Source organism: Paracoccus aestuariivivens (assembly GCF_009711225.1).
GTDB lineage: Bacteria > Pseudomonadota > Alphaproteobacteria > Rhodobacterales > Rhodobacteraceae > Paracoccus > Paracoccus aestuariivivens.
Genome location: NZ_WMIE01000007.1, coordinates 151,287 through 176,909 on the forward strand (window position 1 = coordinate 151,287; position 25,623 = coordinate 176,909).

General features: G+C 63.0%; 23 protein-coding genes. 8 read left to right on the forward strand and 15 right to left on the reverse strand.

Annotated features, from left to right (window positions below):
• Positions 1-85 precede the first annotated feature (85 nt).
• Together GL286_RS13230 and GL286_RS13235 are read left to right on the forward strand one after the other, a co-directional pair.
• Positions 86-832, forward strand: coding sequence for a sulfite exporter TauE/SafE family protein (locus GL286_RS13230; RefSeq protein ID WP_155096040.1), 747 nt, complete (start codon positions 86-88; stop codon positions 830-832).
• Positions 833-859: 27 nt separating this feature from the next.
• A complete protein-coding gene (locus GL286_RS13235) occupies positions 860-1,210 on the forward strand; it encodes a RidA family protein (RefSeq protein ID WP_155096041.1) in 351 nt (116 codons plus the stop codon).
• On the opposite strand, the gene lpxB is transcribed toward GL286_RS13235, so the two are convergent.
• From lpxB to GL286_RS13275, 9 genes are all read right to left on the reverse strand, one after another.
• Positions 1,185-2,348: a lipid-A-disaccharide synthase gene (gene lpxB / locus GL286_RS13240; protein ID WP_170295179.1), complete on the reverse strand. Its 1,164-nt coding sequence runs from the start codon at positions 2,346-2,348 to the stop codon at positions 1,185-1,187. The two genes, GL286_RS13235 and lpxB, sit on opposite strands and share 26 nt — an antisense overlap.
• Positions 2,349-2,436: 88 nt before the next feature.
• Complete coding sequence (locus tag GL286_RS13245; RefSeq protein ID WP_155096042.1) at positions 2,437-3,234, reverse strand: LpxI family protein; 798 nt, start codon at positions 3,232-3,234, stop codon at positions 2,437-2,439.
• The gene (gene lpxA, locus GL286_RS13250) at positions 3,231-4,016 is read right to left on the reverse strand and encodes an acyl-ACP--UDP-N-acetylglucosamine O-acyltransferase (protein WP_155096043.1); all 786 of its coding nucleotides are present in this window, start codon (positions 4,014-4,016) and stop codon (positions 3,231-3,233) included. Before lpxA ends, GL286_RS13245 begins: the two co-directional genes overlap by 4 nt.
• Complete coding sequence (gene fabZ / locus GL286_RS13255; RefSeq protein WP_155096044.1) at positions 4,009-4,488, reverse strand: 3-hydroxyacyl-ACP dehydratase FabZ; 480 nt, start codon at positions 4,486-4,488, stop codon at positions 4,009-4,011. Before fabZ ends, lpxA begins: the two co-directional genes overlap by 8 nt.
• A 69-nt stretch (positions 4,489-4,557) precedes the next feature.
• The gene (locus GL286_RS13260) at positions 4,558-6,663 is read right to left on the reverse strand and encodes a hypothetical protein (RefSeq protein WP_155096045.1); all 2,106 of its coding nucleotides are present in this window, start codon (positions 6,661-6,663) and stop codon (positions 4,558-4,560) included.
• Positions 6,660-7,493 (reverse strand): DUF4159 domain-containing protein, encoded by an 834-nt coding sequence (locus GL286_RS22865; RefSeq protein WP_343038893.1) that lies wholly within the window; start codon positions 7,491-7,493, stop codon positions 6,660-6,662. Before GL286_RS22865 ends, GL286_RS13260 begins: the two co-directional genes overlap by 4 nt.
• Positions 7,490-9,433 carry a BatA domain-containing protein gene (locus tag GL286_RS13265; protein ID WP_343038894.1) on the reverse strand — a complete coding sequence of 648 codons (1,944 nt, stop codon included), beginning with the start codon at positions 9,431-9,433 and terminating at the stop codon, positions 7,490-7,492. The genes GL286_RS22865 and GL286_RS13265 overlap by 4 nt, the downstream gene beginning before the upstream one ends.
• On the reverse strand, positions 9,433-10,302 hold the full coding sequence (locus GL286_RS13270) for a DUF58 domain-containing protein (protein WP_170295180.1): 870 nt from the start codon (positions 10,300-10,302) through the stop codon (positions 9,433-9,435). Before GL286_RS13270 ends, GL286_RS13265 begins: the two co-directional genes overlap by 1 nt.
• Positions 10,299-11,300 (reverse strand): AAA family ATPase, encoded by a 1,002-nt coding sequence (locus GL286_RS13275; RefSeq protein WP_155096046.1) that lies wholly within the window; start codon positions 11,298-11,300, stop codon positions 10,299-10,301. Before GL286_RS13275 ends, GL286_RS13270 begins: the two co-directional genes overlap by 4 nt.
• A gap of 62 nt (positions 11,301-11,362) precedes the next feature.
• Between GL286_RS13275 and GL286_RS13280 the strand changes: the two genes are divergently transcribed.
• Both GL286_RS13280 and GL286_RS13285 read left to right on the forward strand, forming a co-directional pair.
• On the forward strand, positions 11,363-11,908 hold the full coding sequence (locus tag GL286_RS13280; protein ID WP_155096098.1) for a DUF1285 domain-containing protein: 546 nt from the start codon (positions 11,363-11,365) through the stop codon (positions 11,906-11,908).
• 1 nt (position 11,909) lies between these two features.
• On the forward strand, positions 11,910-12,665 hold the full coding sequence (locus GL286_RS13285; RefSeq protein WP_155096047.1) for a hydroxypyruvate isomerase family protein: 756 nt from the start codon (positions 11,910-11,912) through the stop codon (positions 12,663-12,665).
• Here GL286_RS13285 and GL286_RS13290 read toward each other — a convergent pair.
• The 4 genes from GL286_RS13290 to GL286_RS13305 are packed head-to-tail and all read right to left on the reverse strand — an operon-like array spanning position 12,662 to position 16,998.
• On the reverse strand, positions 12,662-15,001 hold the full coding sequence (locus GL286_RS13290; RefSeq protein WP_155096048.1) for an aldehyde dehydrogenase family protein: 2,340 nt from the start codon (positions 14,999-15,001) through the stop codon (positions 12,662-12,664). The two genes, GL286_RS13285 and GL286_RS13290, sit on opposite strands and share 4 nt — an antisense overlap.
• Before the next feature lie 7 nt (positions 15,002-15,008).
• A complete protein-coding gene (gene deoC, locus GL286_RS13295) occupies positions 15,009-15,962 on the reverse strand; it encodes a deoxyribose-phosphate aldolase (RefSeq protein ID WP_155096049.1) in 954 nt (317 codons plus the stop codon).
• Between the two features lie 18 nt (positions 15,963-15,980).
• Positions 15,981-16,640, reverse strand: a complete 660-nt coding sequence (locus GL286_RS13300; protein ID WP_155096050.1) for a DUF1523 family protein — start codon at positions 16,638-16,640, stop codon at positions 15,981-15,983.
• A gap of 10 nt (positions 16,641-16,650) precedes the next feature.
• Entirely contained in the window at positions 16,651-16,998 is a 348-nt protein-coding gene (locus tag GL286_RS13305) for a hypothetical protein (protein WP_246184946.1), read from the reverse strand.
• 78 nt (positions 16,999-17,076) lie between these two features.
• On the opposite strand from GL286_RS13305, the gene GL286_RS13310 reads away from it, so the two are divergent.
• The 4 genes from GL286_RS13310 to GL286_RS13325 all read left to right on the forward strand — a co-directional run bounded on the left by GL286_RS13310 (position 17,077) and on the right by GL286_RS13325 (position 21,212).
• The gene (locus GL286_RS13310) at positions 17,077-17,370 is read left to right on the forward strand and encodes an FtsB family cell division protein (RefSeq protein WP_155096052.1); all 294 of its coding nucleotides are present in this window, start codon (positions 17,077-17,079) and stop codon (positions 17,368-17,370) included.
• Positions 17,371-17,506: 136 nt separating this feature from the next.
• Entirely contained in the window at positions 17,507-18,520 is a 1,014-nt protein-coding gene (gene pdhA, locus GL286_RS13315; RefSeq protein ID WP_155096053.1) for a pyruvate dehydrogenase (acetyl-transferring) E1 component subunit alpha, read from the forward strand.
• A gap of 13 nt (positions 18,521-18,533) precedes the next feature.
• Positions 18,534-19,898 carry a pyruvate dehydrogenase complex E1 component subunit beta gene (locus GL286_RS13320; protein WP_155096054.1) on the forward strand — a complete coding sequence of 455 codons (1,365 nt, stop codon included), beginning with the start codon at positions 18,534-18,536 and terminating at the stop codon, positions 19,896-19,898.
• Positions 19,899-19,910: 12 nt separating this feature from the next.
• Positions 19,911-21,212, forward strand: a complete 1,302-nt coding sequence (locus GL286_RS13325; protein WP_155096055.1) for a pyruvate dehydrogenase complex dihydrolipoamide acetyltransferase — start codon at positions 19,911-19,913, stop codon at positions 21,210-21,212.
• Positions 21,213-21,291: 79 nt separating this feature from the next.
• Here GL286_RS13325 and GL286_RS13330 read toward each other — a convergent pair whose 3' ends face one another.
• Both GL286_RS13330 and GL286_RS13335 read right to left on the reverse strand, forming a co-directional pair.
• Positions 21,292-24,348: an efflux RND transporter permease subunit gene (locus tag GL286_RS13330; RefSeq protein WP_155096056.1), complete on the reverse strand. Its 3,057-nt coding sequence runs from the start codon at positions 24,346-24,348 to the stop codon at positions 21,292-21,294.
• Entirely contained in the window at positions 24,345-25,556 is a 1,212-nt protein-coding gene (locus tag GL286_RS13335; protein ID WP_246184947.1) for an efflux RND transporter periplasmic adaptor subunit, read from the reverse strand. The genes GL286_RS13330 and GL286_RS13335 overlap by 4 nt, the downstream gene beginning before the upstream one ends.
• Positions 25,557-25,623 lie beyond the last annotated feature (67 nt).

The following is a 25,623-nucleotide window of genomic DNA, read 5'->3' on the forward strand; positions in this document are numbered from 1 at the left end:
GCACCAACTGCCTAAGCATCCCGCAACAGCGACCCTTTGAGGAGGGGGCTCGGCTGTTTCCCACACCATCGCTTCGGGGGAGGCCATGACCGATTCACTGATTATCCTTGGCGCCGGATTTCTCGGCGGCGTGCTGAATGCCGTCGCGGGCGGCGGAACCTTCATCACCTTCCCCGCCCTTGTTGCAAGCGGCATTCCGGTCGTTACCGCCAACGCCACCAGTACGGTCGCCGCCCTGCCCGGTTATCTTTCAGCAGCCATCGGCTTCCGGCACGAGATCGCGCAGGTCGATCGCCGGTTGATCCTGCGCCTCACGCTCCAGACGCTTCTGGGAGGGGTAATCGGATCTGCCCTGCTTCTGGTTTCGTCCAATCAGGCCTTCGCGGTTCTGGTGCCCTTTCTGCTGCTGGCAGCCACGGCAATTTTCCTGTGGGGCGGCAAGGTCCGGCAATGGGCCGGCGAGCATCGCAACGCGGTCGTGCCCTTCGGCGCAGGCACGATGATTCCGGTGGCGATCTATGGCGGCTACTTCAACGGTGGGTTGGGAATCATCTTGCTGGCGCTTTTCGCGCTTTGGGGGATGACCGATCTCAACAGCATGAACGGGCTGAAAAGCTGGCTGTCCTTTGCGCTATCGTTAATCGCGCTATGGATTTTCGCGGTCGGCGGCCAGATCGCATGGGTGCCCGCCGCGATTATGAGCATCGGCACGATCCTTGGCGGCCTGATTGGCCCACATCTGGCCCGCCGGATCCCGATAAGGGTGATGCGGGCATTGATCGCGGCCGTCGGCTTTGGCATGACGGCGCTGTTCTTCTGGCGGCTCCTCTGACGCCAGACCAAACCGAAAGGAACTCCAATGTCCGAGATCAAACGCGTCGAGACCGGTGCCCGCATGAGCCAGGCCGTCGTCCATAACGGCATCGTCTATCTTGCCGGTCAGGTCGGCAAGCCGGGTGAAAGCGTGACCGATCAGACCAAAGAGGTTCTGGCCCAGATCGACCGCCTTCTGGCCGAATGCGGTTCGGACAAGACCCGCATCCTGTCCGCGCAGATCTGGATGGCCGACATGGCGAACTTCGCCGAGATGAACGCCGTCTGGGACGCATGGGTCCCGGCTGGCCACGCGCCCGCCCGTGCAACCGGCGAATCCGCGCTTGCGACCCCCGACTACAAGGTCGAGATCATCGTGGTTGCCGCTCAGAACTGAGCACATTCATGACGGAGCGCGCGGCGCGCAGGCCCGGAGCCTCGCCGCCGCGCCCCAATCGCTGCATAGTCAGCGCCATCGCCTCGTGCTGGGCGGCTTGGGCGGCCTGGTTTTCGATCAGTTCGTACAGCGCCTTGGACATTGGTCCGGCCTGACATTTGCGCCCCAGAAATTCCGGCACGACACGGGTCTCGCTGACAAGGTTCACCAATGTCACCGTATCGGTCTTGAGCAGGAAACCTATGATGGCCCGACTGATCGGAGCGACATCATAGCCGATCACCATCGGCACATCATTCGCCGCCAGATCCAGACTGACCGTCCCTGAAGCCGCCAGCGCCAGATTCGCAGCGGCAAAGGCGGCGCTGCGTTCTTCTGGACTTTCCACCACGACCGGAGCCGTCGGCCAACGCTTGGTCATATCCCGCACCAGATTTGCCACCCCGCGCACAGTCGGAATGACGACGCGAATCTCGGGCACACGGTCGCGCAACTGCATCAAGGCCTCGTCGAAACGCGGTCCCAGACGGGCCACCTCGCCCCGACGGGAGCCCGGCAGGCAAAGGATCAACGGCGCGTCCGGCGCGATCTCATGCGCTTCGCGGAAAGCCCTTCCATCGGCGGCAGAGGCCACGGGTTCGGCGGCGATGGGGTGTCCGACGAAATCGCAGGTCATGCCCGCGGCCTGCATATAGGGCGGCTCGAACGGCAGAATCGCAAGGACGTGGTCAATGACCTTGGCCATCTTCTGCGCGCGCCCCGACCTCCATGCCCAGACCGAGGGCGCGACATAGTGGATGGTCCGCAGGCTAGACATCAAGGCCCGCGCCTCGCGCGCGACACGCAAGCAGAAATCCGGACTGTCGATGGTGATCAACACATCGGGTTGCGCTTCCGCGATTGCCAATGCGGTCTGGGAAATACGGGCATTGAGCTGACGGTATTTCGGCAGCACCTCGACCAGACCCATGACCGACAGTTCTTCCATGGGGAACAGGCTGTCCAGTCCCTGCGCGGCCATGGACGGCCCCCCGACCCCGATAAAACCGGCCTCCTGATCGAGGCTTTTCAGGCCGGCCATCAACGGCCCGCCCAGATTATCCCCCGAGGGTTCGCCCGCGATCAGGAAGTATTTCACAAGGCATCTCCGGTTGGAACGCTACCGAACGGGTATTCGTGAAATGGCAACATAGGCTTGCGTGCTTCCGGTTTGCCCCCCGCGCACCTCACGCCCTCGCCCACAGGAACAAGCCCGCGTCATTGGCATGGCGCACGGCCGTATCGCGCTCGAGCAGGATGACGCTACCGGCTTCCCAGACAATGCCGCCCAGCCCCGCATCTGCAGCCTGAAGAACGGTATCGGGACCGATGGTCGGTAGGTCGATACGCCGGTCCTGACCCGGTTTGGGCGCTTTGAACAGTACGCCTTTCGCCCCGTTCGGGTCTGGCTTGAGACCGGAATGCAGCTTTGCGAATTCCAGCATCGCCTGCGTACCGGGCAGGGCCTCGATGGCAAGGCAAAGGCCCTGTGCCACGACCGCCCCTTGCCCCACATCCAACGGGCCAAGCCCGTGGACGATCTCGGCGGCGCGGGCCGCGTCTTTCTGATCGCGGGCAGACGGTTCGCCCGCAAGATAGCCTTCACCCGGAACGAGTTCGGGCAGGATCTTGTCAACCGAGGTGATGCTGATCCCCGCCTCTTCGAAGACATCCAGCACCGCGCGCAGGGCCGCGTCGTCACCGGACTGCATTCCCATCAGGATGCGGGGAACGATGGCCATCGTGCGCTGGTCGAACAGGTCAGGCTCGATGCGTGGGCGACGGATAGCTCCGGCGAAAACCGCTTGCGTCACCCCTTGATCGGTCAGTTCGTCAAGGAAGGGAACAAGGCGCTCCAGACGAAACGGCTTGGCGTCAACCTCAGGGGAAAGATGGTCCAGCGCGTAGACCAAGGGTTCGTCCAGCGCGGCGGCAATGGCCGAGGCGAGACGCCCCTCGCCAGCAATCAATGCAATACGGCTCATGAATGGGGGGCCAAAAAGCTGCGGTCCGAGGGACCAAGGATGAAATCAAGCACTTCGCGCACCATCGGACCGGTCTGGTCACTGGTCATCTGGCGCGCTGTGTCACGGAAGCTGCCCTGCCCCAGCTTGCCCAGCATGTCACGCAGCGCGAAAATTTCCTCGCGCGACGCACCGCGACGCTTGAGACCGACAAGGTTCAACCCGTCCAGATGGCCGCGCGGCCCCTGCACCAGACCAAAAGGGATCACATCGGCCGTGACCATCGTCACCGCGCCGATCATCGCACCACGACCGATGCGGACGAACTGGTGCACGCCGGACAGGCCGCCCACGATGACATCGTCTTCCAGAACGCAGTGACCCGCGACCGATGCGTTATTGACCAGAATGACGTGATTGCCGATCTGGCAATCATGCGCGACATGGCTGCCTGCCATGAACAGCCCGTCGTCACCGATGCGGGTGACGCCGCCGCCGCCCTCGGTGCCCGGGTTCATCGTCACATATTCGCGGATGCGGTTGCGCGCGCCGATTTCGAGCCGCGTGCTTTCGCCCCGGAACTTCAGATCCTGCGGCACCTCGCCGATGGAAGCGAAGGGAAATACCATCGTTTCGTCGCCGATCGAGGTCTTGCCCGTCACCACGACATGCGACCTGAGCACAACGCTGCGGCCCAATGTCACATCGGGTCCGACGACACAGAACGGCCCGATCTCGCAGCCCTCGCCGATTGTCGCGGCAGGGTCGATGACGGCCGAGGGATGGATCACGGGATCAGCCATTTTCGCCACGGGTCAACATGGCCATGACCTCGGCTTCGGCGGCCAGCACGCCGTTGACCATGGCACGACCTTCGAATTTCCAGACCTTGCCGCCACCTCGCAGGGTCGTCATGTGCAATTCCAGCACATCGCCCGGAACGACCTTGCTGCGGAAACGGCATTTGTCGATCGACATGAAATAGGTTCCCATGCCTTTGCCTGCCAGATCAAGGCTGACGCCGACCAGAACCGCAGCAGATTGCGCCATGGCCTCGATGATCAGCACGCCCGGCATGACGGGCTCCTGCGGGAAGTGACCTTCGAAATGCGGCTCGTTCGAGGTCACGTTCTTGATGCCGACGCAGCTTTTGCTGGGCACGATGTCACGGACTTTGTCGACCAGCAAAAACGGGTAACGATGCGGCAAGATGCGCTTGATCATGGCCAGATCGACTTCGGTCGGCGGGATATAGGCTGTCACGTCGGCGGCCATCGGAAGGTCCTCATGAGTAGTTTTGATTTGCCTAGCAACGCTCGACGGGCTTGGCAAGTTTGGCCGAGGTCACGCCCGCCGCAGCTTCCAACCCCGTCCTTCGGCCAACCAACCGGTCAAGGCCAACCCCGCGACCAGCAGAAGCCACGCCCAACCGGGCAGCAACGGGCGATGCGTCACGCCTGAAGTCGAAGTGGCGTGGCGCGGCGTGATCGCGATCCAATCACGCGAAACACCCTGCCCATGCGCGGGCCGCCCCTCACGGACAGTACGAACGGCCGGGATGCCATCGGACAGCCGCAGCACCGCGCCTTGTGTCGCCTGGGCCAGCGGTCCCAGCTTGTCACCCGAAGCCACTGTTTCCTCGAATTCGCGCGGGGCCGAGGGGCCAAGCGCCATCACCCGCGTGATCTCGCCATCGGTCATGCGATACAGCCCCGGCCCCGGTGGCGTCCAACGCTCCGAGAACCGCCCCGGACCGGTCTGCGCCAGATTGACGGTTTCGGTTTCACCATCCGGTCGGGTGATGCGGATCGGTTTGGCTTCGGCAGCCATGGTGCGGCGCGTGATGGTCACCGATAGATCGCCCGCGACATCGGCCAGCAGGGCCTCTTCCTCAAGCTCGGGTTCCTTCATCGACCAATGCGCGATGCGGCGCAGCAATTCCAGCTGAGGACCGCCGCCCTCGAACCCGCGCCCCCAAAGCCAGACCTGATCCGAGTTCAGCATCGCCACCCGCCCCTTGCCGACGCGGTTCATGATCAGAAGCGGCTGGTCTTCGGCTCCGGTCATCACGACTTGCGCATTCGGATCGGGAATGACCTGCGACATGCGCAGCCAACGGCCCCAATGTTTTTCCTGCCCCTCGACCGGCGCACCGGGCAATCCCGCCGTGACCGGATGACGCTGACCTTCGTCGGTCAGTTCGGGCAGGAAAGGTTGTTCATAGATACGCCCCGTCGGACGACCCGGCAGGATCGAGCCCAAGGGTGACAAGTTCAGGCTTTCTACCGTCGACATCTCGGGTCCAGCCGAGACCAGCACCGCCCCGCCCTCTTCGACATAGCGGCGGATATTGTCGAAATATTGCGGCATGAGGATACCGCGCACGCGGTAGCGGTCGAAAATGATCAGGTCGAAATCGCGGATCCGGTCAAGGAACAGTTCCTGCGTCGGAAAGGCAATCAGCGACATCTCGTCCACCGGAACGGCGTCCATCTTGTCTGGCGGACGCAGGATGGTGAAATGGATCAGATCGACATTCGCATCCGATTTCAGCAGATTGCGCCATGTCCGCTCACCGGCATGGGGCTCGCCAGAAACCAACAACACCCGCAACCGGTCCCGTACACCAGTGATCTGGATCGCTGCCGAATTGTTGCGGTCGGTCAGTTCCGGCGTCGATGTCTGCGGCGCATCGAACCCGATCGAGATCACGTTCTGTCCGGCATGTTGCGGCACGACCGGCAGATCAAGGGGAACGCCGGGAGGCAGGTCCAGAGTGCGGGTTTCCTCGCCATCGACAAGGATACGCAGGCGGGCGGGACTTTGCGCGATCTCGGCGGGAACCGCGCCCTGATCCTCGATGCGCAGGCGGATGATGACGGGTTGGTCTATCAGGCCATAGGCCGGCGCCTCCTCGATCACCAGACGGCGATCCCAATCCGTCTGCTCTCCGGTCAGCAGGACGTGAACGGGAGCAGGCGCGCCGGAAGGCAGCATCGCGGGATCATGGCTTTGACCATCGGTCAGCAGCACGACACCCGCGACCCGCGTCTGCGGTTCAGCCGCCAACGCACGGGTCAGCGCCGAGCCGATCAAGGTTCCATCGGAATCGTCGGTCACGGTGACGCGCCGGATCTCGGTATCGGGCAGTGCCCCGATCTGGCGGGTCAGATCATCCAACGCGGCATCTGTTTGCGCCGCGCGCCCCGGCAAGGACTGGCTGGCACTGCGGTCATCAAGCAGCACGACAATATCCGACAACTTGTTGCGGATGCCGGACTCCAACGCGGGTCCGGCGAGTGCCGCCGCTGCCGCAAGCCCCGCGAGACCACGCAACGGCCATCCGCGCAGACCCCGCCACAAGGACCAGACGGTCACCAGCAGCGCGAGGATTGCGGCGCTTATGATCAATGGCCACGGCAGCAGCGGATCAAAGGACAAGCCGGTCATTGCATCACCTCTTCGCGCCGCAAGCGGTCCAGCAACGCGGGTACATGCACCTGATCGGACTTATAATTGCCGGTCAGGACATACATGATCAGGTTGATGCCAAAGCGGTAGGCCATCTCGCGCTGGCGCTCGCCGTCCAGCCCCGAGCCGACGCTATAGATCGGAAGGCCGTTCTCGCCGATGGCCCATGCCTCGGACCATGAATTGCCACCGATGATCACCGGCGAGACACCATCGTTGAGATTGCGGAACGGCACGCCCTCGGCCGCTTCGGCGCCGGCGGGCGGGGCTTCGGCCCAGACCTCGCGGCCCTGATAGCGGCCCGGAAAATCGTGCAGAAGATAAAAGCTGCGGGTCAGAACGTGATCGACAGGGATCGGCGCAAGCGGAGGAATGTCCAGCGGAGCCGCCAACTGCCTTAGCACACCAGCACCTTCGGGGCCACCAAGTCCCGCGATATCTCCGTCGCGGGTATCGAACAGGATCATCCCGCCCGAACGCAGGAAATGGTTCAGCCGGACATAAGCCTGCGGGGTCGGTGGCGCTTGCGTCTCGGTCACGGGCCAATACAGGAATGTCAGAAGCGACAGATCATCGCGGTTCAGGTCGATACCGATCGGCTCACCCGGCTCGACGGTCGTACGGTCGGTCAGAACCTGTGACAGCCCCCGCAATCCGGCTTCGGAGGCCGAATCCACGTCACCCTCGCCGGTAACGACATAGGCCAGCGCGACCTCGTCAGCCGCCTGAATCAGACGCGGATCGGGATCGACCTGCGCTTGCGCGACCGTGGCAACCAACAGACCCGCAACCAGCAAAAGCCACCTCATGCCGTGGCCCCCCGATTCCGGTGTCGGCCGCGCGTGCCACGCGCCAGCCACGCGCTGCCCACTGCGTCCAATCCGAAAAGGGCCGCGGCAAGCAGGATCAGCCAGCCCGCCAGCTCGACACCGGGGGCCTGCGAGGCCGCTTCGATCGAGGCTCCGGGCCATGTTGCGGGCATCATCGGCCCGCCCGCATTCAACGCTGCGGTCCGTTCAGCCGCCCGATACAGCCCCGCCGGAGCCCCCGGAGCCGGCCCTTTGCCAAACTCCGTCGCCGGGACCGGCACAGGATCTTGCGGTTCGGACAAGCGTCCGAAACCGTCCAGCACCTGAACCGGAGTCCAGAACAACTCATCCGTTGTCTCCACCTCGGGCTGCGTGGCGCTGGCGCGGGCGGTCAGAACCAGCCGGTCAAGCATCTCGACGAATAAACCCGAGATCGCAAGGTTCGACCACTCCGCATTGGCGGTCGTATGGAACAGCACGATCTGCCCCTGCCCCAGCGCCTGTCGCGTCACCAAAGGCGTGCCATCGCTCAATTGGGCCAGAATGCGTCCCGCCAGTTCCGGCGAGGGCTCGGCCAAAAGCTGGGCGCGGATCGTCGTATCTGGCGGCACCGAAAGCCCCGAGAACGGCCCGTCGGTCGGGAATGGCGCAATCGTGCGCGGCTCGCCCCAACTTAGCGCGCCGCCGATATCGCGCCCCCCCGGACGCAAACGCACCGGCAACAGGGGTTCATCGGTCAGCATTTCATAACCCGCCATGCGCGGACCACCAAAGCGGATCAGCAAACCGCCTTCATCGACCCAATTCTGCAACTCCTGGTCCTCGGGCAGCGCGATCTGGTCGGCCAGCACGATGACGTCAGGCGAGGCTTGCAGCACATCGCCCAAGCCCCCCTCGATCAGATCGGTGCGTGCGGCCAATGCCCTGCGCAGATAATGCATCGGAGACAGCAGCCGTTGGCCTTCGCTGGCACGGTCATCACCGACCAGCGCCACCTTGCGGCGGCGAAGACTGTCATCGGCCAGAACAATCGCACCCGCCGAGTCCTGACCCTCGATCTGGAAGCGCGAAATGCGGTTGCGCAATTCCGAAGGCAGATCAATCGGCACGAGGCGGCTGGTAACGCCGTTCTCGTCCTGCGCCTCGCCAGCGGTCAATCTTGCCAGTTCCCTTGGTGCGCCTTGCGGATCGGTACCTATGGCCAGAATCTCGGGTGGGTCGGTCCGGTTCGTGGTCCGCAGTCGCAATGCGGGCTGATCACCCGCGACCAATTCAAGGGATTGGCGCGGCCCGACCGGAGCGACAACCGTCACCATTCCGCGCGCGTCCAGCGCCGAAAGCAGCGCCGTCCGGCCGGGATGATCGATCCCGTCGGTCAGCCACAAGACCGACAGACCGGATTCCGGTGTTTCGGCCAGCAACGTGTCAAGATCCTGCGGATACCGCGTTTCCCATGCCGCCGGACGGATCGCACGCAATTGCGCCGCAAGCTCGGTCGCAGGGACAAAGGGTAGTGCGCCTTCGGTCTGCCCATCCGCCACCAGAAGCGCGGCAGGCTGGCCATTGGCCGCGGCGCGATCCAGCGCGCGCAAAGCACGCGCCTGCCGCTGCGGCCAGTCGGGCGCAGCCGCCCAGCCCGCATCCATCACGACCATAAGCGGCCCCTGTCCCGCCTGTTCGGGCGCGGGCTTCCAGATCGGACCGGCAAAGCCAAGGATCAACGCGGCAAGCGCCAGAATCCGCAAAAGCAGCAGCCACCATGGCGTGTGCCGCGCGACGGGCTTCGGATCGCGCAACCCCAGCAAAAGCCGCGTTCCCGGAAACCGGACCAGTTTGGGCGAAGGCGGCATCACCCGCAAAATCAGCCAGATGGCTGGCAACAGGGCTAGGCCGGCCAGCAGCCAAGGTATCATGAAGCCAAGTGGACCCAGTACCAGCATCACCCCTCCAGCACGGACCAAAGCCAGAGCAGCGCCTGCGCGGGCGCCGATGCCGTATCATGTGTTCCGAAGTTCCATCCCGCATTCAGCGCAGCGCGGCCCAGAACCTCGCGACGTTCGGCCAGCCGCGCCAGGTAGGCATCACGCAAGCCGCCCGCATCGCGGGTATCATGGCTCAGCGCCCCGCCAGCCGAGCGAAACAGAACTGCCCCGCCATAGGGAAACGCCTCTTCGTCGGGATCAAGGATCTGCAACATCGCGCCGCGTATGCCCGAGCCAGCCGCCCGATCCAGATAGGCAAGCATCGGGGCAGGATCGCCCAGAAAATCGTCGATCAGGATCAACCGCTGTCCGCTGCGCAGCAATTCCGGCGCGGGAGTGTCATCATCTCCGGATATCGACAGGCGGCGAACCAGATCGTCGGCCATGCGCTCGGCCTGCATACGCCCCGCCCGCGGCAAGTGTCCGGCGATGGCGACACGCTCGCCTCCGTTCAGCAGCGCCATACCCAGCGCCAGCGCCAATAGATCCGCCCTGTCGCGTTTGGTCGGTCGGTCCGGCCCTCCGGCGAAATCCATGCCAGCTGCAGCCGAGACCCAGATCACCGCCGACTGTGCCATCTCGGCCTCGCGGTCGCGTACGAACTGGCCGTCCGAGCGCGCAGACCGCCGCCAGTCTATGCTGCGCGCGCTATCGCCGGAGGTTGCAGGGCGATACTGCCAGAAATCCTCGCCCATGCCGGCGCGACGCTTCCCGTGAACACCAGCGGTCACGCTGGCCGCCAACCGTTCGGCAGAAAGCATCAGGGCCGGAAGCCCTGCCGAGGCCTCCTCGGCGCGTGCGCGAAGCTCGGCGGGCGAAGGTGTCACGCCGCAGCCTGCATCCGGTCGCCAAGCAGGCGTGAGATGACCCCCTCGACGGTCTCGCCACGCGCGCGGGCGGCAAAGCTCAGCGCCATGCGGTGGCGCAAGACCGGCGCGGCCATGACCTCGACATCCTCAAGCGTCGGCGCGAAGCGGCCGTTCAGCGCGGCGCGGGCGCGGGTGACCAGAGTCAGGGCTTGCGCGGCACGCGGTCCGGGGCCCCAGACCAGCGTTTCGGACATCCATGCCGGTGCTTCGGGCGCTCCGGGGCGGGCAGCACGGACCAGATCCAGAATCGTGTTCAGAACGCTTTCGCCCACCGGCATCCGGCGGATCAGACCCTGCGCGGCGATAAGCCCAGCGGCGTCAAAGACCGGATGCGCCGCGCCGTGCTCGGTGCCGGTTGTGGCCAGCAAAATCGCGCGTTCGGTTTCGCGATCCGGGTAATCCACGTCGATCTGCAAAAGGAAGCGGTCCAGCTGTGCCTCGGGCAAGGGATAGGTTCCCTCTTGCTCGATGGGGTTCTGGGTCGCCAGAACGTGGAACGGGCGACCCAGCGGGCGATGCTCTCCTCCTATGGTGACTTCACCTTCCTGCATGGCCTGCAACAAGGCCGATTGGGTGCGCGGGCTGGCACGGTTGATTTCATCGGCCATCAGAAGCTGGGTGAAAACCGGCCCCTCGATAAAGCGGAACGCACGACTACCATCGGCAAGGACATCCAGCACCTCAGAGCCAAGAATATCCGCAGGCATCAGGTCTGGCGTGAACTGCACGCGGGCACTGTCCAGACCCAGAACCGTCGAAAGCGTATCGACCAGCATCGTCTTGCCCAGACCCGGTTGCCCCACCAAAAGGGCATGCCCGCCGGACAGGATCGCCGATAGAACCTGTTCAACTACTGCGTGTTGGCCGACGAAGCGCCGCTCGACACTGCTGCGCGCCTCGGCAAGCCGGGCGGTCAGTGTCTGGATGTCGGAGACAAGTTTATCATCCACGGTCATGACAATGCCTCTTTTCTGATCTAGGACAGCATAGGATGAGGAATGACGAGGCTCCACTGGTAATGGGTGGAAACACTGACAATCCCGTGAGGGATACCGCCGGACTGGCTGCCGCTGCCGCGCGTGCCTCAAAAAAAGGCCCGCCGCCGGTTCATCTATGGAATCCACCCTTTTGCGGTGATCTTGATATCGAAATCCGCAAGGATGGCAGTTGGTTCTACCTTGGCACTCCTATTGGCAGGCCCGAACTGGTGCGCCTGTTCGCCTCGATCCTAAAGCTCGAGGATGATGCCTATTTTCTTGTGACGCCAGTTGAAAAGGTGGGCATCCGGGTTCAGGACGCGCCTTTCATCGCGGTCGATGCCGAAATCGGGCAGGACATCGTCTTTACGACCAATGTCGGCGACGTGGTCACGGCCGGACCTGACAATGCGATCGTCTTACGCGGAACTTCTGACGCGCCACGGCCTTATGTGCATGTGCGGCGCGGTCTTTTTGCGCTGATCGACAGAAAGACCTTCTATCGACTTGCCGAGGCAGCCGCGCCCGATATTGATGGCCGCATGATCCTGCGCTCGGGCGGGACGAACTTTCCGCTGGAGCCTTGATATGGCGCGTTTTGCAGCCAACCTGACCTACCTGTTCACCGAGCTGCCCATGCTGCAGCGATTCGCCGCTGCCCGTCGGGCCGGATTTGACGGGGTCGAGATCCTGTTCCCCTATGACCTGCCGGTGAAAGATTTGCAGCGTGCCGCCGAGGCCGAGGGACTGGAATTCATCTTGATGAACACACCCCCGCCGAACTGGGCGGGTGGCCCGCGCGGCTTTGCTGCAAAACCCGGAAACGAGGGCCGGTTCCGCAGCGATTTCGACCGCGCCTTGCGCTTTGCCGCAGCGTTGAAGGTCAAGCATCTGCACGTGATGGCCGGACGCGCAAAGGGCGCAGCGGCACGTCAGACCTTGGTCGATAACCTGAAATGGGCCGCAGCCCGCGCGCCCCGTATCAGTCTGACCATCGAGCCGATCAACACCCGTGACAATCCGGGCTATTTCCTGAACAGCTTCGATTTGGCCGCCGAGGTGGTGACCGAAGTCGGGGCAGCCAATGTGGGGCTGCAATTCGACGCCTATCAGGCACAGATGATCCACGGCCATGTCCTGCCGCTATGGGAACAGTTGTCGCATCTGACGCGCCACGTCCAGATCGCGGGCTGCCCCGGCAGGCACGAGCCAAGCTCGGGAAATTTCGAGTTCACGCAATTCCTGCGCGCGCTCGAAGCCAGCAATTACGACGGCTGGATTGGCGCGGAATACCTGCCGAGCACATCCACCAACGCGGGCATCGGCTGGTTGCGCTCGGCCTAATAGGCCGAGCCTCCGGTTCCGGCTGGCAGTGCGCCATAAGGCAGCCAGATCGTTTTCGTCCGGCTGGCGGCGCGCAAGAAACTGCGACCCTGCGCTTCGGGCGCGGTCCATTCACAGGCAGGTGGCGTCCAGACCGGAATCAGGGTGCTCGCCGCCGCGCGTTCTGCGACGGTCAATCCTTCGCCCTGCCCCGCATGCCAGATCGCGTTGACGCCGTCATGGCTGGCCAGCGCTTCGCCCAATGGATCGCGTGGGCCGGTCACAAGGTTGACGACACCCCCCGGCACATCCGAGCAAGCCAGCACTTGTGCCAGCGTCAGCGCCGCCATCGGTCGATCCTGCGATGGTATCGTAACGACCGTATTGCCCATCGCAATCGCCGGCAGAACCAGCGACAGCAGCCCCGCAAGCGGTGATCCGTTCGGAGCGATTATGCCCATCACGCCATGTGCCTCGGGTTGGACATGAGTCAGATGACCGGGTTTGGCCGAGACGGTCGCGCCATCGTATTTGTCGGCAAAACCCGCATAGAAGAAGCAACGCCGGATCGCGGCCTCGACCTCGTCTGAACTGGCAAAGCCCGCGAATTCCGAGCGACGCAAGGCAAGGTTCTCGGCCAGAAAATACAGCACCTGCGCGCGGCCATGGCCACCCAGACCCTGCCACTTGCCCACAGCCCCCTGTGCCGCCTCGACCGCGTTGCGTATGTCCTTGCGACTGCCGATCGGGATCAACTCGTCTTGCGCCAGATAGCTCGCCCCACCATCGGGACGCTTTTGCGCGCCGCCGATATACAGCTTCACGGTCCGGTCGATCCCGTCGGGATCTTTGGTCAGCCCGTCAGGTACCGCCGAAATTGCGGCAGGCTGAGGGTCTTTGACGCCAGTCAGCGTCGGGGCCGAAAGGTAATCCAGCATCCCCTCGCGCCCGCCTTCACGGCCATAGCCGCTGTCGCGCACACCGCCAAACGGGGCGCTCGCATCGAAAATATTGGCGCAGTTCACCCAGACCACACCCGCCTTGATTCGCGATGCCAGATCCGTCGCCACCGTGGCGCTTTCCGACCAGACCGAGGCCGCTAGTCCATAGGCGGTGTTATTGGCCAGATCGACAGCCTCATCCACCGTGCGGAATGTCGAAAGCGTGGCAATCGGGCCGAAAATCTCTTCGCGCATGGCGGGATTGGCCGGAGCGATGTTCCGAAGATATCCCGGCGCGATGAAACAGCCCTGTTGCGCTTGGCCACCGATCAATTCGGCCCCAGCAGCGGTCGCTCGGTCCAGAATGCCGGTGATGCGGGTCTTTTGCACCGGATCGACGATCGCACCGATATCGGTTGATTTATCCAGCGGCGAGCCAAGGCGCAGCTTCTGCATCCGGCGGCGCAACAGCGTTTCGAACCGCTCGGAAATCGCCTCGGCCACCAGAATGCGCGACCCCGCGCAGCAGACCTGCCCCTGATTGAACCAGATCGAATCGACCACGCCTTCGACCGCTGCGTCCAGATCGGCATCGGCCATGACGACGAAGGGTGACTTCCCGCCCAGTTCCAATGTCAGCTTCTTGCCCGACCCTGCCAGATTCCGCGCAATCTCGCGGCCCACTTCGGTCGAGCCGGTAAAGGCGATCTTGTGGATAGGAGCCTCGACCAGCGCCGCCCCTGTCGCGCCATCCCCTGTGACAATGTTCAAAACGCCCGCGGGCAATCCGACATGGGCGCAAATCTCGGCAAAGGCCAAAGCCGTCAGCGAGGTATATTCCGCAGGCTTCAGCACGACCGTGTTTCCGGCGGCCAAAGCAGGCGCAACCTTCCACGCCAGCATCAGAAGCGGGAAGTTCCACGGAATGATCTGCCCCACAACACCCAAGGGCGTGTGGCCCGGAAACTCGGTCGCGGCAATCTCTGCCCAACCGGCATGATGATAGAAATGGCGGACGACGAGCGGAATATCGATATCGCGGCTTTCGCGAATGGGCTTACCGTTATCCAGCGTCTCGAGCACGGACAGAAACCGCTCGCGTTTCTGGATGGTGCGGGCGATTGCGTAAAGAAACCGCGCACGGTCATGCCCCGCCATTGCGCCCCAGCCCCGCGCTGCTCGCCGTGCTGCGCGTACGGCCTTGGCCACATCCCGCGCCGTTCCTTGCGAGATCTGTGCCAAGGGCTGACCGGTCGAGGGATCACTGGTCACGAATGTCTCGACAGGCTTCGTAAAGCGTCCCGCGATGAAATGACCGAAGCTGCCCCGCGCGGTCAGCCAATCGCGCACAGCCGAGGGATCCTCGGTCGCGGGCCCGTATTCCATGCTTTCCATGATCTCGCCTACGCTTGGCATAATCGTCTTATCCTGCTGCCAGCCGGTGCGAGGCGGCATAGCGCCCCGTCACGTGATGGGAAATCTGCCGCTCGATATCGCCAAGCAGCGATGATGCGCCAATGCGGAACAGGTCCGGACGCAACCAGTCTCGGCCCAGTTCCTCAAGCATCAGAACCTGCCAGTTCAGCGCATCCTTGGCCGTCCGAAGCCCGCCCGCAGGCTTGAACCCGACATCGAAACCCGTGTGATCGCGATAGTCGCGTATCGTGCGCAACATGGTCAGGCTGACCGGCAGGGTGGCGTTGACGGGCTCTTTTCCAGTCGAGGTCTTGATGAAATCCGAACCCGCCTGCATCGCGACATGGCTGGCCTTGGCGACGTTCTCCAGAGTTTTCAGCTCGCCTGTCGCCAGAATGGATTTCATCAACGCCGGGCCGCACGCTTCGCGCATCGCGCATAATTCGTCATATAGGGCGGACCAGTTTGCCTGCAGGACAAGCGCACGGGAAATGACGATGTCGATTTCATCCGCGCCCTGATCCAAAGCATAGCGGATCTCGGCCAGCCGCAGATCCAGCGGCATCAGCCCTGCAGGAAAACCCGTCGCAACCGAAGCCACCGGAACGCCCGAGCCTTCGAGCACCCGCTTTGCTGCGGAAACCATCGTCGGATAGACGCAAACCGCTCCGGTCGTCAGGCGATCGATACCCATCGCCTCCAACAGATCGGCCTCGATCGGCTGGCGGGCCTTGGCGCAAAGACGCGCGACGCGGTCGGCCGTATCGTCGCCGGACAAGGTGGTCAGATCGATGCAGCGCACCGCATTCAACAGCCACGCCGCCTGCCATTCCTTTTTCAGACTGCGCCGCGCAGGCAGACTTGCCGCGCGCCGCTCACTGGCCGGAGTGTTGATGCGGATGCTTTCGAACCATTCGGTACGAAGCGGAGTACCTGCATTGCGGCGGCTTGGCTTGTCCATGTTGTCCCCCTTCGCGGTCTAGCGCCCCCACAGCCCGTTCCACCAGCGGCGAATCCGACCGCTGGCCCGGTCCCTTGCTGCGTCGGCGCTGGCATCGATGCGGTCCCACGCCTCGTCAGCCGAGCGGATCGCTGGTTCGATGCTGCGCTCGTGGAACTGGTTCCACATCCGCCAGATCAGGAACAGCAGCAGCCCGAGGATCAGCAGGATGACCATCGCGGGCCAGTTCAAGGGCTTCACATCGGGACCGGCCACCGGCCTGACCGAAATGGCGTTAGGATAGATCGACAGCCACGACACCCGCCAGCCATAGGACGTGACGCTGACCCATTCCGGACTGGCCGAGGTCGATTTCATATCGGTCGCCTGAGCGTGCAGGTTCGAGCTGTCATATTTGAAATAGGGCGGCCAGATCCAGCCGGTGTCCTCGTTGCGATAGACATAGGGCTTGCCGTTCGGACGCAGCGTGTCAATGAACCGCACGTCGCGCTGGCCCTGCGCGTTCTGCACCGTTCCGGTATCGGGCGACGCGTAGAAAATCGCGTTCGCCCCGATATCGGTCAACCTGTTGTAGGTGTTGGTAATCCGAACGGTCTGCTTCGAGGGCAGAGCGTAATCCAGAAACAGAAAAACAGTGATGCCGAACAGCACACCAAGAACAGTCAGAAACCAGCGCATCGGCGCCCTCTCAATTGTAGTTCACCAATATGACGATCACGACGATTGCGACCACCGGCAGGACCAGCACCAGACCGACAAGCCGCGCCCGTAGGGTCTTGCTGAATCCGATCATCGAACGCCGCACGAACTCGCGTCGTTCCGGCGAAGGCCCCGTTTTTTCAGGATGACGTCTATCCCATTCGTTTTCCAAGGCCTCGCGCCTCGTGCTGCGGATATAGACCGTGAGCAGGAAATAGAAAATCAGCTCGACCACCAGCACCAGCCCGATCAGTCGCAACAACGCCAGCATGGTCAGGTTCTTTTCCGCAAGGACAGGATATGGCTCATCGCGCCATGGAAGGCGTTGGGACGGCAAGTGTCAATCGCTTGCGATTGGGATTCCCCGATTGGCAATGCTGTGGCATGATCCCCCAAAACCAAGGGGAAACGCCCGATGTCCGAACGCCTGTCGATCAGCGCTCTGGTCTTTTTCGTGATCATGATCCTGCTGGGGATCTATTTCGCCTTTGCCGCCGTGCAGGGTCCATCGGGTGTGCTCAGGCGCGAGCAGCTGAAAGCCGACACCCGCGAACTGGTCACCCAGCGAGACAAACTGCAAGCCGAGGTCGACCGGATGCGCAACCTGACGCGCCGTCTGTCAGACGATTATCTGGATCTGGATCTGCTGGACGAACGCACCCGCGACGTCCTGGGCTATTTGCGGCCCGACGAAATCATCATACGCTGAGCGCCATTCAGGCAGCGTTTATCGGGATGCGGCCATTTTATGCATGGCCCGCAGATCGCAGGTTTACTTTTCCCGGAACTCCGCCTTAGAAGTAGTTTAACGCTGAACTATCCTGCGCCTAGGAGGAGGACCACCCATGGTCAGAAAGCCCGCCGCCAAGGAAGTCCCGTCCAACGTATCCAAGGACGAGCTTCTCAAATACTATCGTGACATGCTGCTGATCCGCCGATTCGAGGAAAAGGCCGGCCAGCTTTATGGCATGGGTCTGATCGGTGGGTTCTGCCACCTCTATATCGGCCAGGAAGCCGTCGTCGTCGGCCTCGAGGCCTGCTCGAAAGAGGGCGACAAGCGCATCACCTCGTATCGCGACCACGGCCATATGCTGGCCTGCGGCATGGAGGCAAACGGCGTGATGGCCGAGCTGACCGGGCGCGAGGGGGGCTACTCCAAGGGCAAGGGCGGCTCGATGCACATGTTCAGCCGCGAGAAGCATTTCTACGGCGGCCACGGCATCGTTGCGGCGCAGGTTCCGCTGGGCGCGGGTCTGGCCTTCGCCGACAAATACCTTGGCAATGACAACGTGACCTTCACCTATTTCGGTGACGGCGCGGCGAACCAAGGTCAGGTCTACGAGACCTACAACATGGCCGAACTGTGGTCGTTGCCGGTGGTTTTCGTGATCGAGAACAACCAATATGCCATGGGCACCTCGGTCAAACGCTCGACCAAATCGACCAGCTTCTTCGGTCGCGGCGCGGCCTTCGGCATCCAAGGCGAGCAGGTCGACGGCATGGACGTTCTGGCCGTGAAAGCGGCGGGCGAAAAGGCGGTGGCGCACTGCCGCGCGGGCAAAGGCCCCTATATCCTCGAAGTGATGACCTATCGCTATCGCGGCCACTCGATGTCCGACCCCGCGAAATACCGCTCGCGCGAGGAAGTGCAGAAGATGCGCGACGAGCGTGACCCGATCGAGAACGTCCGCGAGCTGCTGCTGACCGGCAACCATGCCAGCGAAGATGACCTCAAGGCCATCGACAAGGAAATCAAGGATATCGTGAACGAATCCGCCGAGTTCGCCAAGGAAAGCCCGGAACCCGCGCTTTCGGAGCTTTGGACCGATATCTACGCCGAACTGCCGGCCAACGCGTAAGGGGAAACAAGACATGGCAACCGAGATTCTGATGCCCGCTTTGTCGCCGACCATGGAGGAAGGCACCCTTGCGAAATGGCTGAAAAAAGAAGGCGACACGGTCAAGTCAGGCGACATCATCGCCGAGATCGAGACCGACAAGGCCACGATGGAGTTCGAGGCCGTCGATGAAGGCATCCTTGGCAAGATCCTGATCGCCGAAGGCGCGCAGGGCGTCAAAGTGAACACCCCCATCGCCGTTCTGGTCGAAGAGGGCGAAAGCGCCGACGACATCAAGCCCGCCGCTACCGCCGCTGCCCCGGTCGAAGCGAAAGCCGAAGCCCCCGCCGCTGCCGTCGCCGCCGCGCCGGTCGCCGTTAAGGTGAGCCGCTCGCCCGACTGGCCGGAAGGCACCAAGATGAAGACCATGACCGTGCGGGAAGCCCTGCGCGAAGCCATGGAAGAGGAAATGCTCCGCGACGAGACCGTCTTCCTCATGGGTGAGGAAGTCGGCGAGTATCAGGGCGCCTACAAGATCAGCCAAGGCCTGCTCGACAAGTTCGGCCCGCGCCGCGTCGTCGACACGCCCATCAGCGAAATCGGCTTTGCCGGTATCGGCACGGGCGCCGCGATGGGTGGTCTGCGCCCGATCGTCGAGTTCATGACCTTCAACTTCGCCATGCAGGCGATCGACCACATCATCAACTCGGCAGCCAAGACGCTTTACATGTCGGGCGGCCAGATGGGTGCGCCGATGGTCTTCCGCGGTCCGAACGGTGCCGCCGCCCGCGTCGGCGCGCAGCACAGCCAAGATTATGCCGCTTGGTATGCCCAGATCCCCGGCCTGAAAGTCGTCATGCCCTATTCGGCAGCCGATGCGAAAGGTCTGCTGAAACAGGCGATCCGCGACCCGAACCCGGTGATTTTCCTTGAAAACGAGATCATGTATGGTCGCAGCTTCGAGGTCCCCGACCTTGAAGACTTCACCATCCCCTTCGGCAAGGCCCGCATCGCCCGCGAGGGCAATGACGTGACCATCGTCAGCTTCGGCATCGGCATGAGCCACGCGCTGGAAGCCGCCGACAAGCTGGCCGCCGAGGGCATCGACGCCGAAGTCATCGACCTGCGCACCCTGCGTCCGCTGGACTATGACAGCATCATCGCCTCGGTGCAGAAAACCAACCGCCTCGTCACCGTCGAGGAAGGTTTCCCGGTCGCCTCGATCGGCAACCACATCTCGGCCTATGTCATGGAAAACGCGTTCGATTACCTCGACGCGCCGGTGATCAACTGCACCGGCAAGGACGTGCCCATGCCCTATGCCGCCAACCTTGAGAAGCTGGCCCTGATCACCTCGGACGAGGTCGTCGCGGCGGTGAAAAAAGTCACCTACAAGTAAGGGGAACGCGAGATGCCGACAGAAATCCTGATGCCCGCGCTCTCCCCCACAATGGAGGAAGGCACGCTGGCCAAATGGCTGGTGAAGGAAGGCGACGAGGTCAAATCCGGCGACGTGATCGCCGAGATCGAGACCGACAAGGCCACGATGGAATTCGAGGCCGTGGACGAAGGCAAGATCGGCAAGATCCTGATCGCCGAAGGCACCGCAGGCGTGAAGGTGAACACCGCCATCGCCATCCTGCTGGAGGAGGGTGAATCCGCCGCCGATATCGGCGCGGCCCCTGCGCCTAAAGCCGCCGCCCCGAAAGCCGAAGCTACTGCCCCCGCCCCCGTAGCGGCAGCGGCCCCTGCCCCGGCTGCGCCCAAGGCCGCCGATGGCAACCGCATCTTCGCCTCGCCTCTGGCGCGCCGGATCGCGGCTGACAAGGGCATCGATCTGGCCTCGGTGACCGGCTCCGGTCCCTATGGCCGCATCGTCAAGGCGGATGTCGAAGGCGCGAAGCAGGGTGCTGCGAAACCCGCAGCCGTGGCTGCAGTCGCCGAGGCCCCGAAAGCCGCCCCTGCCCCGGCAGCGGTTGCCGCCGGTCCCTCGACCGAGACCGTCCTCAAGATGTATGCCGACCGCGAGACGACCGAAGTCGCTCTGGACGGCATGCGCCGCACCATCGCGGCCCGTCTGACCGAGGCCAAGCAGACCATCCCGCATTTCTACCTGCGCCGTTCGGCCAAACTGGATGCGCTGATGGAGTTCCGCGGCATGCTGAACAAGCAGCTGGAAGCCCGTGGCGTGAAGCTGTCGGTCAACGACTTCATCATCAAGGCCTGCGCTTTGGCCCTGCAGGAAGTGCCGGACGCGAATGCCGTCTGGGCGGGTGACCGCATCCTGAAGCTGAAGCCCTCGGACGTGGCGGTTGCCGTCGCGATCGAAGGCGGTCTGTTCACTCCGGTCCTGAAGGACGCGCAGCAAAAGACGCTGTCGGCCCTGTCGACCGAGATGAAAGATCTGGCCGCACGCGCCAAGTCGAAGAAACTTGCGCCGCATGAATATCAGGGCGGCAGCTTCGCGATCTCGAACCTCGGCATGTTCGGGATCGAGAACTTCGACGCGGTCATCAACCCGCCGCATGGCGCGATCCTTGCCGTCGGCGCGGGCATCCAGACTCCGGTCGTGGAAAATGGCGAAGTCGTGGTGCGCAATGTCATGTCGATGACGCTGTCGGTCGATCACCGCGTAATCGACGGGGCGCTTGGCGCGCAACTGTTGGCCAAGATCGTCCATCATCTGGAAAACCCGATGGGCATGCTGGCCTGATCAGAACCCGACGCGATAACAAAAAGGGGGCCGCTGCGGCCCCCTTTCTTTTTGGTTAACGATGACGCCCTGTCCGGCCTTACTCACCGGGTAGTTCGGGGGCCGAGTTCAAGCCGATATTCCGGCGCAACCAACTGCCTGCGCGGACCTGCCCGCCATGGATCAGAGAAAACAGCGAAGGCACGAACAGCAGCGATAGCAGCGTCGACAGCAGCAGGCCCCCGATCACCGCGATGGCCATGGGTGCGCTGAACTCGGCCCCTTCGCCCGTCCCAATCGCCGAGGGGACCATCCCCGCCGTCATCGCGATCGTGGTCATCACAATCGGTCGCGCGCGCTTGTGCACCGCATCAAGGATCGCCTCGCGCTTCGGTGTGCCGCGATCAATCGAGGACAGCGCGAACTCGACCAGCATGATCGCGTTCTTGGTCACGATCCCCATGAGCATCAGGAAGCCGATCACCACGGCCATACTGATCGAATTTCCGGTCAGGTACAGTGCAAGGATCGCACCGCCAATCGCCAGCGGCAATGACATCAGAATCGAAACCGGCGTGATGAAATTGTGGAACAGCAGCACCAGTACGACATAGGTCAGCATCACCCCCGAAACCATCGCGACCGCGAAGGCCTGAAATACCTCGCCCATGATCTCGGCATCGCCAGAGGGCTGGATTTCGGTTCCGGTAGGCAATTCGACCTCGCTTTGCAGTTCGGTCACTTGCTGGTTCACCGGCCCGAGCAAAGCCCCTTCCGCCAGATTGGCCGAGACGGCGGTGCGGTAGCGCCGGTCATAGCGACCGATTTCGGTCGCACCCGCCGAGATCGAGACATCGGCCACCGCCTCGAGTGGCACTTGCCCCGCAGAACTTGGCACGCGCAGGTTGCGCACCGTCATCAGGTCGCGCCGCGCGTCCTCGTTCAGGCGGACCATGATCGGGATCTGCTCATCGCCGGTATTGAACTTGGCAAGGTTGGATTCGGTATCGCCCAGCGTTGCCACACGCAGCGTCGTCGCTAGGGCGCTGGCCGTCACGCCCAACTCGGCCGCAACCGCGTCGCGTGGATGGATCTGCATTTCGGGACGTTGCAACGCGGCTGACGAGGTGACGCCCTCAAGACTTGGCAGCGTTTTCATTGCGGCCATCAGCCGCTCGGCGGCCTCGGTCGCGGCTTCTTCGGTATCGCCCAGAACCGAGATCTCAAAATCGTTCGTGCCCGCTTCGTTCAGGAAGTTCATCCGCATGTCGGGCATTTGAGACAGATCGTGCTTCATCGCCTTTTCGATCTCGAAGCTCGACCTGTCGCGATCCATTTTCGAGCCGTAATTGACCATGATCGTCGCGTCGGTAACCCGACCATCGCCTCCGTTCACAAAAACCGAGCGCACCTCGGGCTCGCGTGCGATCCGCTCGGAGATCACGCGGGCGGCTGTTTCGGTTTCGGCGATGGTCGAGCCGGGCGGCAACTCGATCGAAATCTGGCTGCGGCCGACATCCTGCTCGGGAACAAACTCGGTCGGCAGCAAAGTAGCGGAATAGATCGAGCCGGCAAACACCCCCAAGCCCAACAGCAAGGTAAGGGCACGGTGCTTCAGGGTCCAGCCAAGGATCGACATCAGCCCGCGCAGCAACAGCCCGTCGCGCCCCTCGGCGATATGGGTGTTGTCGCGCAGGAAATAGGCCGCCATCATCGGCGTGATCAACCGCGCCACCAGCAGCGAAAACAGCACCGAGACCGCGACCGTCAGCCCGAATTGCTTGAAATACTGACCCGGAATGCCGCCCATAAAGCTGACCGGAGCGAAAACGGCCACAATCGAGAAACTGATCGCGATCACGGTCAGACCAATTTCGTTTGCCGCCTCCATGCTCGCCTCATAGGCGGGCACGCCCATATTGATATGCCGGACGATGTTCTCGATCTCGACAATTGCGTCATCAACCAGAATGCCGGTCACCAGCGTGATCGCCAGCAGACTGATCCCGTTCAGGGTGAAGCCAAGCTGCTGCATCACGAAGAAGGTCGGGATGATCGACAAAGGCAGCGCCACCGCGGCAATCAATGTCGCGCGCCAATTGCGCAGGAACAGGAAGACCACGATCACCGCCAGCGCGGCGCCCTCGTATAGCGTATCCATCGCCGAATGATAGCTGGCTGCGGTATGCGTGGTTGCGTCGTCGATCAGTTCGATCCGGACGCCGGGATGGCGCGCCAGAATTTCGGCGATACGCGCTTTGGTGCCGTCACCCGCCACCAGATCGGACTGACCGCTGGCGCGAAAGACACCGAAGGCGACTACGGGGCTGCCGCCCAGCAACGCGAACTGGCGTTCTTCGCTGGGGCCATCAGTCACCGTGCCAAGCTGGTCCAGACGGATTGTCCGCCCTTGCGCGATCAGGATCGGCGTCGCCGCCAGCTGCTGCACATCCGTCGCCGAACCGAGCGCACGGATGGAATATTCGGTGCCCGCCAAATCGCCGCGACCACCGCCCATGTCGATGTTCTTGGCCCGCAACTGTTCCGAGATCTCGGCTGCCGTCAGGCCGAATGCATGCATCCGGTCCGCGTCCAGATCGACATTGATCTGGCGGTCCGCACCGCCAATACGCGTGATGCTGGCCACGCCCCGCACCGTGGACAAGTCGCGAGCGATGACGTCATCGACGAAATTCGACAACTCCTCCATAGATTTGGTCGGATCAGTCACGGCATAGGTCAGGATCGCCATGCCGCTGACGTCGATGCGTTGGATCAGCGGCTCGACAATGGATTCGGGCAGATCAGCGCGGACATTGGCGACCGCGTCCTTGACGTCGTTCACAGCGCGATCGGTATCGGTCTCAAGCTCGAACTCGACGGTGATCACGGCAGAACTGTCCGTCGCGGTCGAGCGGATATGGCGAACGCCGTTAATCGAAGAGATCGAATCCTCGATCGGCTGCACCACCTGCCGGGTCAACTCGGACGGAGCAGCCCCCGGTTGCGAGACGGTGACGCTGACCAAAGGCAGGTCGATATTCGGCATCGCCGTGACCGGCAGGCGGCTGAAGCTGTAAAGCCCAACCAGCAGCAGCACCAGAAATACCGCAATCGAGGGAACCGGCTGGCGGATGGACCATGTCGAAAAATTCATGGTGTGCGATCCGGCTGGACATCCGCGATCGCAGCAGGGCTAACGACCCTGACCTCGTCACCGGTGCGGAAAAATGCCCCCGCCCGCGCGATGACCTCCTCGCCCGGTTGCAGACCTTCCAGCACCTCGCGCTGGCCCTGCCAGGTCAGACCAGCCTTGACCGGACGGGTTTCGACAACGCCATCCTTGACGATCTGCACCCGCTCGCCTTCGTCATCGGCCAATACGGCGCTGGCCGGAACGGTGACCGCATCACGCCGGTCGGTGATGACCCAACCGCTGGCAAACAATCCGATCCGCAGGCGAGGATCGGCGTCCAGCGAGATGCGGGCCTGACCAAGCCGCGTGACCGGATCAATCGCTGCAGGAATCAGGCGGACTTTGCCATTGATTGTTCCCATGCCCGACAATTGCACCTCGACCATGTCACCCGTCCGGATCTGGGCCAAGGCGGTTTCGATGACATCGGCGGCCAGCTCGATCTCGCCACGCGCGATCATCGTGAACATCGGCTCGCCGTCAGTTCCGGCCAGCGCCCCGATTTCCGCCTTGCGCGTCACGATAACCCCATCGACCGGAGCCGTAATTCGCGCGTGGCGCAGGTTCAGCCTGGCGATTTTCCGCGCCGCGTCGGCCTGCGCAAGCTGGGCATTGGCAACCCCCAACCCGTCCGACGCCGATGCAGCCGCGGCCCGCGCCGAGGCTTCGGTCGCGATGACCTCGTCCAGAACGGATTGCGCCGCACTGCCGCTTTGGCGCAGCCTGCGCGTCCGCTCAAGCTGCGAGGCCGCTTGGGTCAAAGTGGCCGCGGCACTTGCGATCTGGCTTCGGGCCTGGCTGACGCTGGCTTCGGCGCGCTGATACTCGGCCTCGGCCTGCGCAAGCTGGGCGACCAAGGCCTCGTCATCCAGCACGACCAGAACATCGCCTGCCTTGACGCTCTCCCCGACATCGGCGCGAATTTCACGGATCTCGTAGCCCGTGACATTGGCGTGGATCTGGACCGGCTCGCGCGCGACCAACGAACCTGTCACCGGCACGCGGGCCTCGACCGGAATCTGTTCGGCTTTTGCAGTTGTGACAACAGCCACTTCCTTGGTCACGATCGCCGCATCTGCCTCATTGGCGCGGGAAACCGAGGGCATGGGCAAGCTGCTCATGCCGAAACCGATCATCACGGCGGCGAATAGCCTGCCGGGTGCTGTCATCTTGCCTGTCCTCCAGCTTCTGCGCCTGGTGAGGGATTACGCCTCAGGTATAATATAGGTTCCCGCA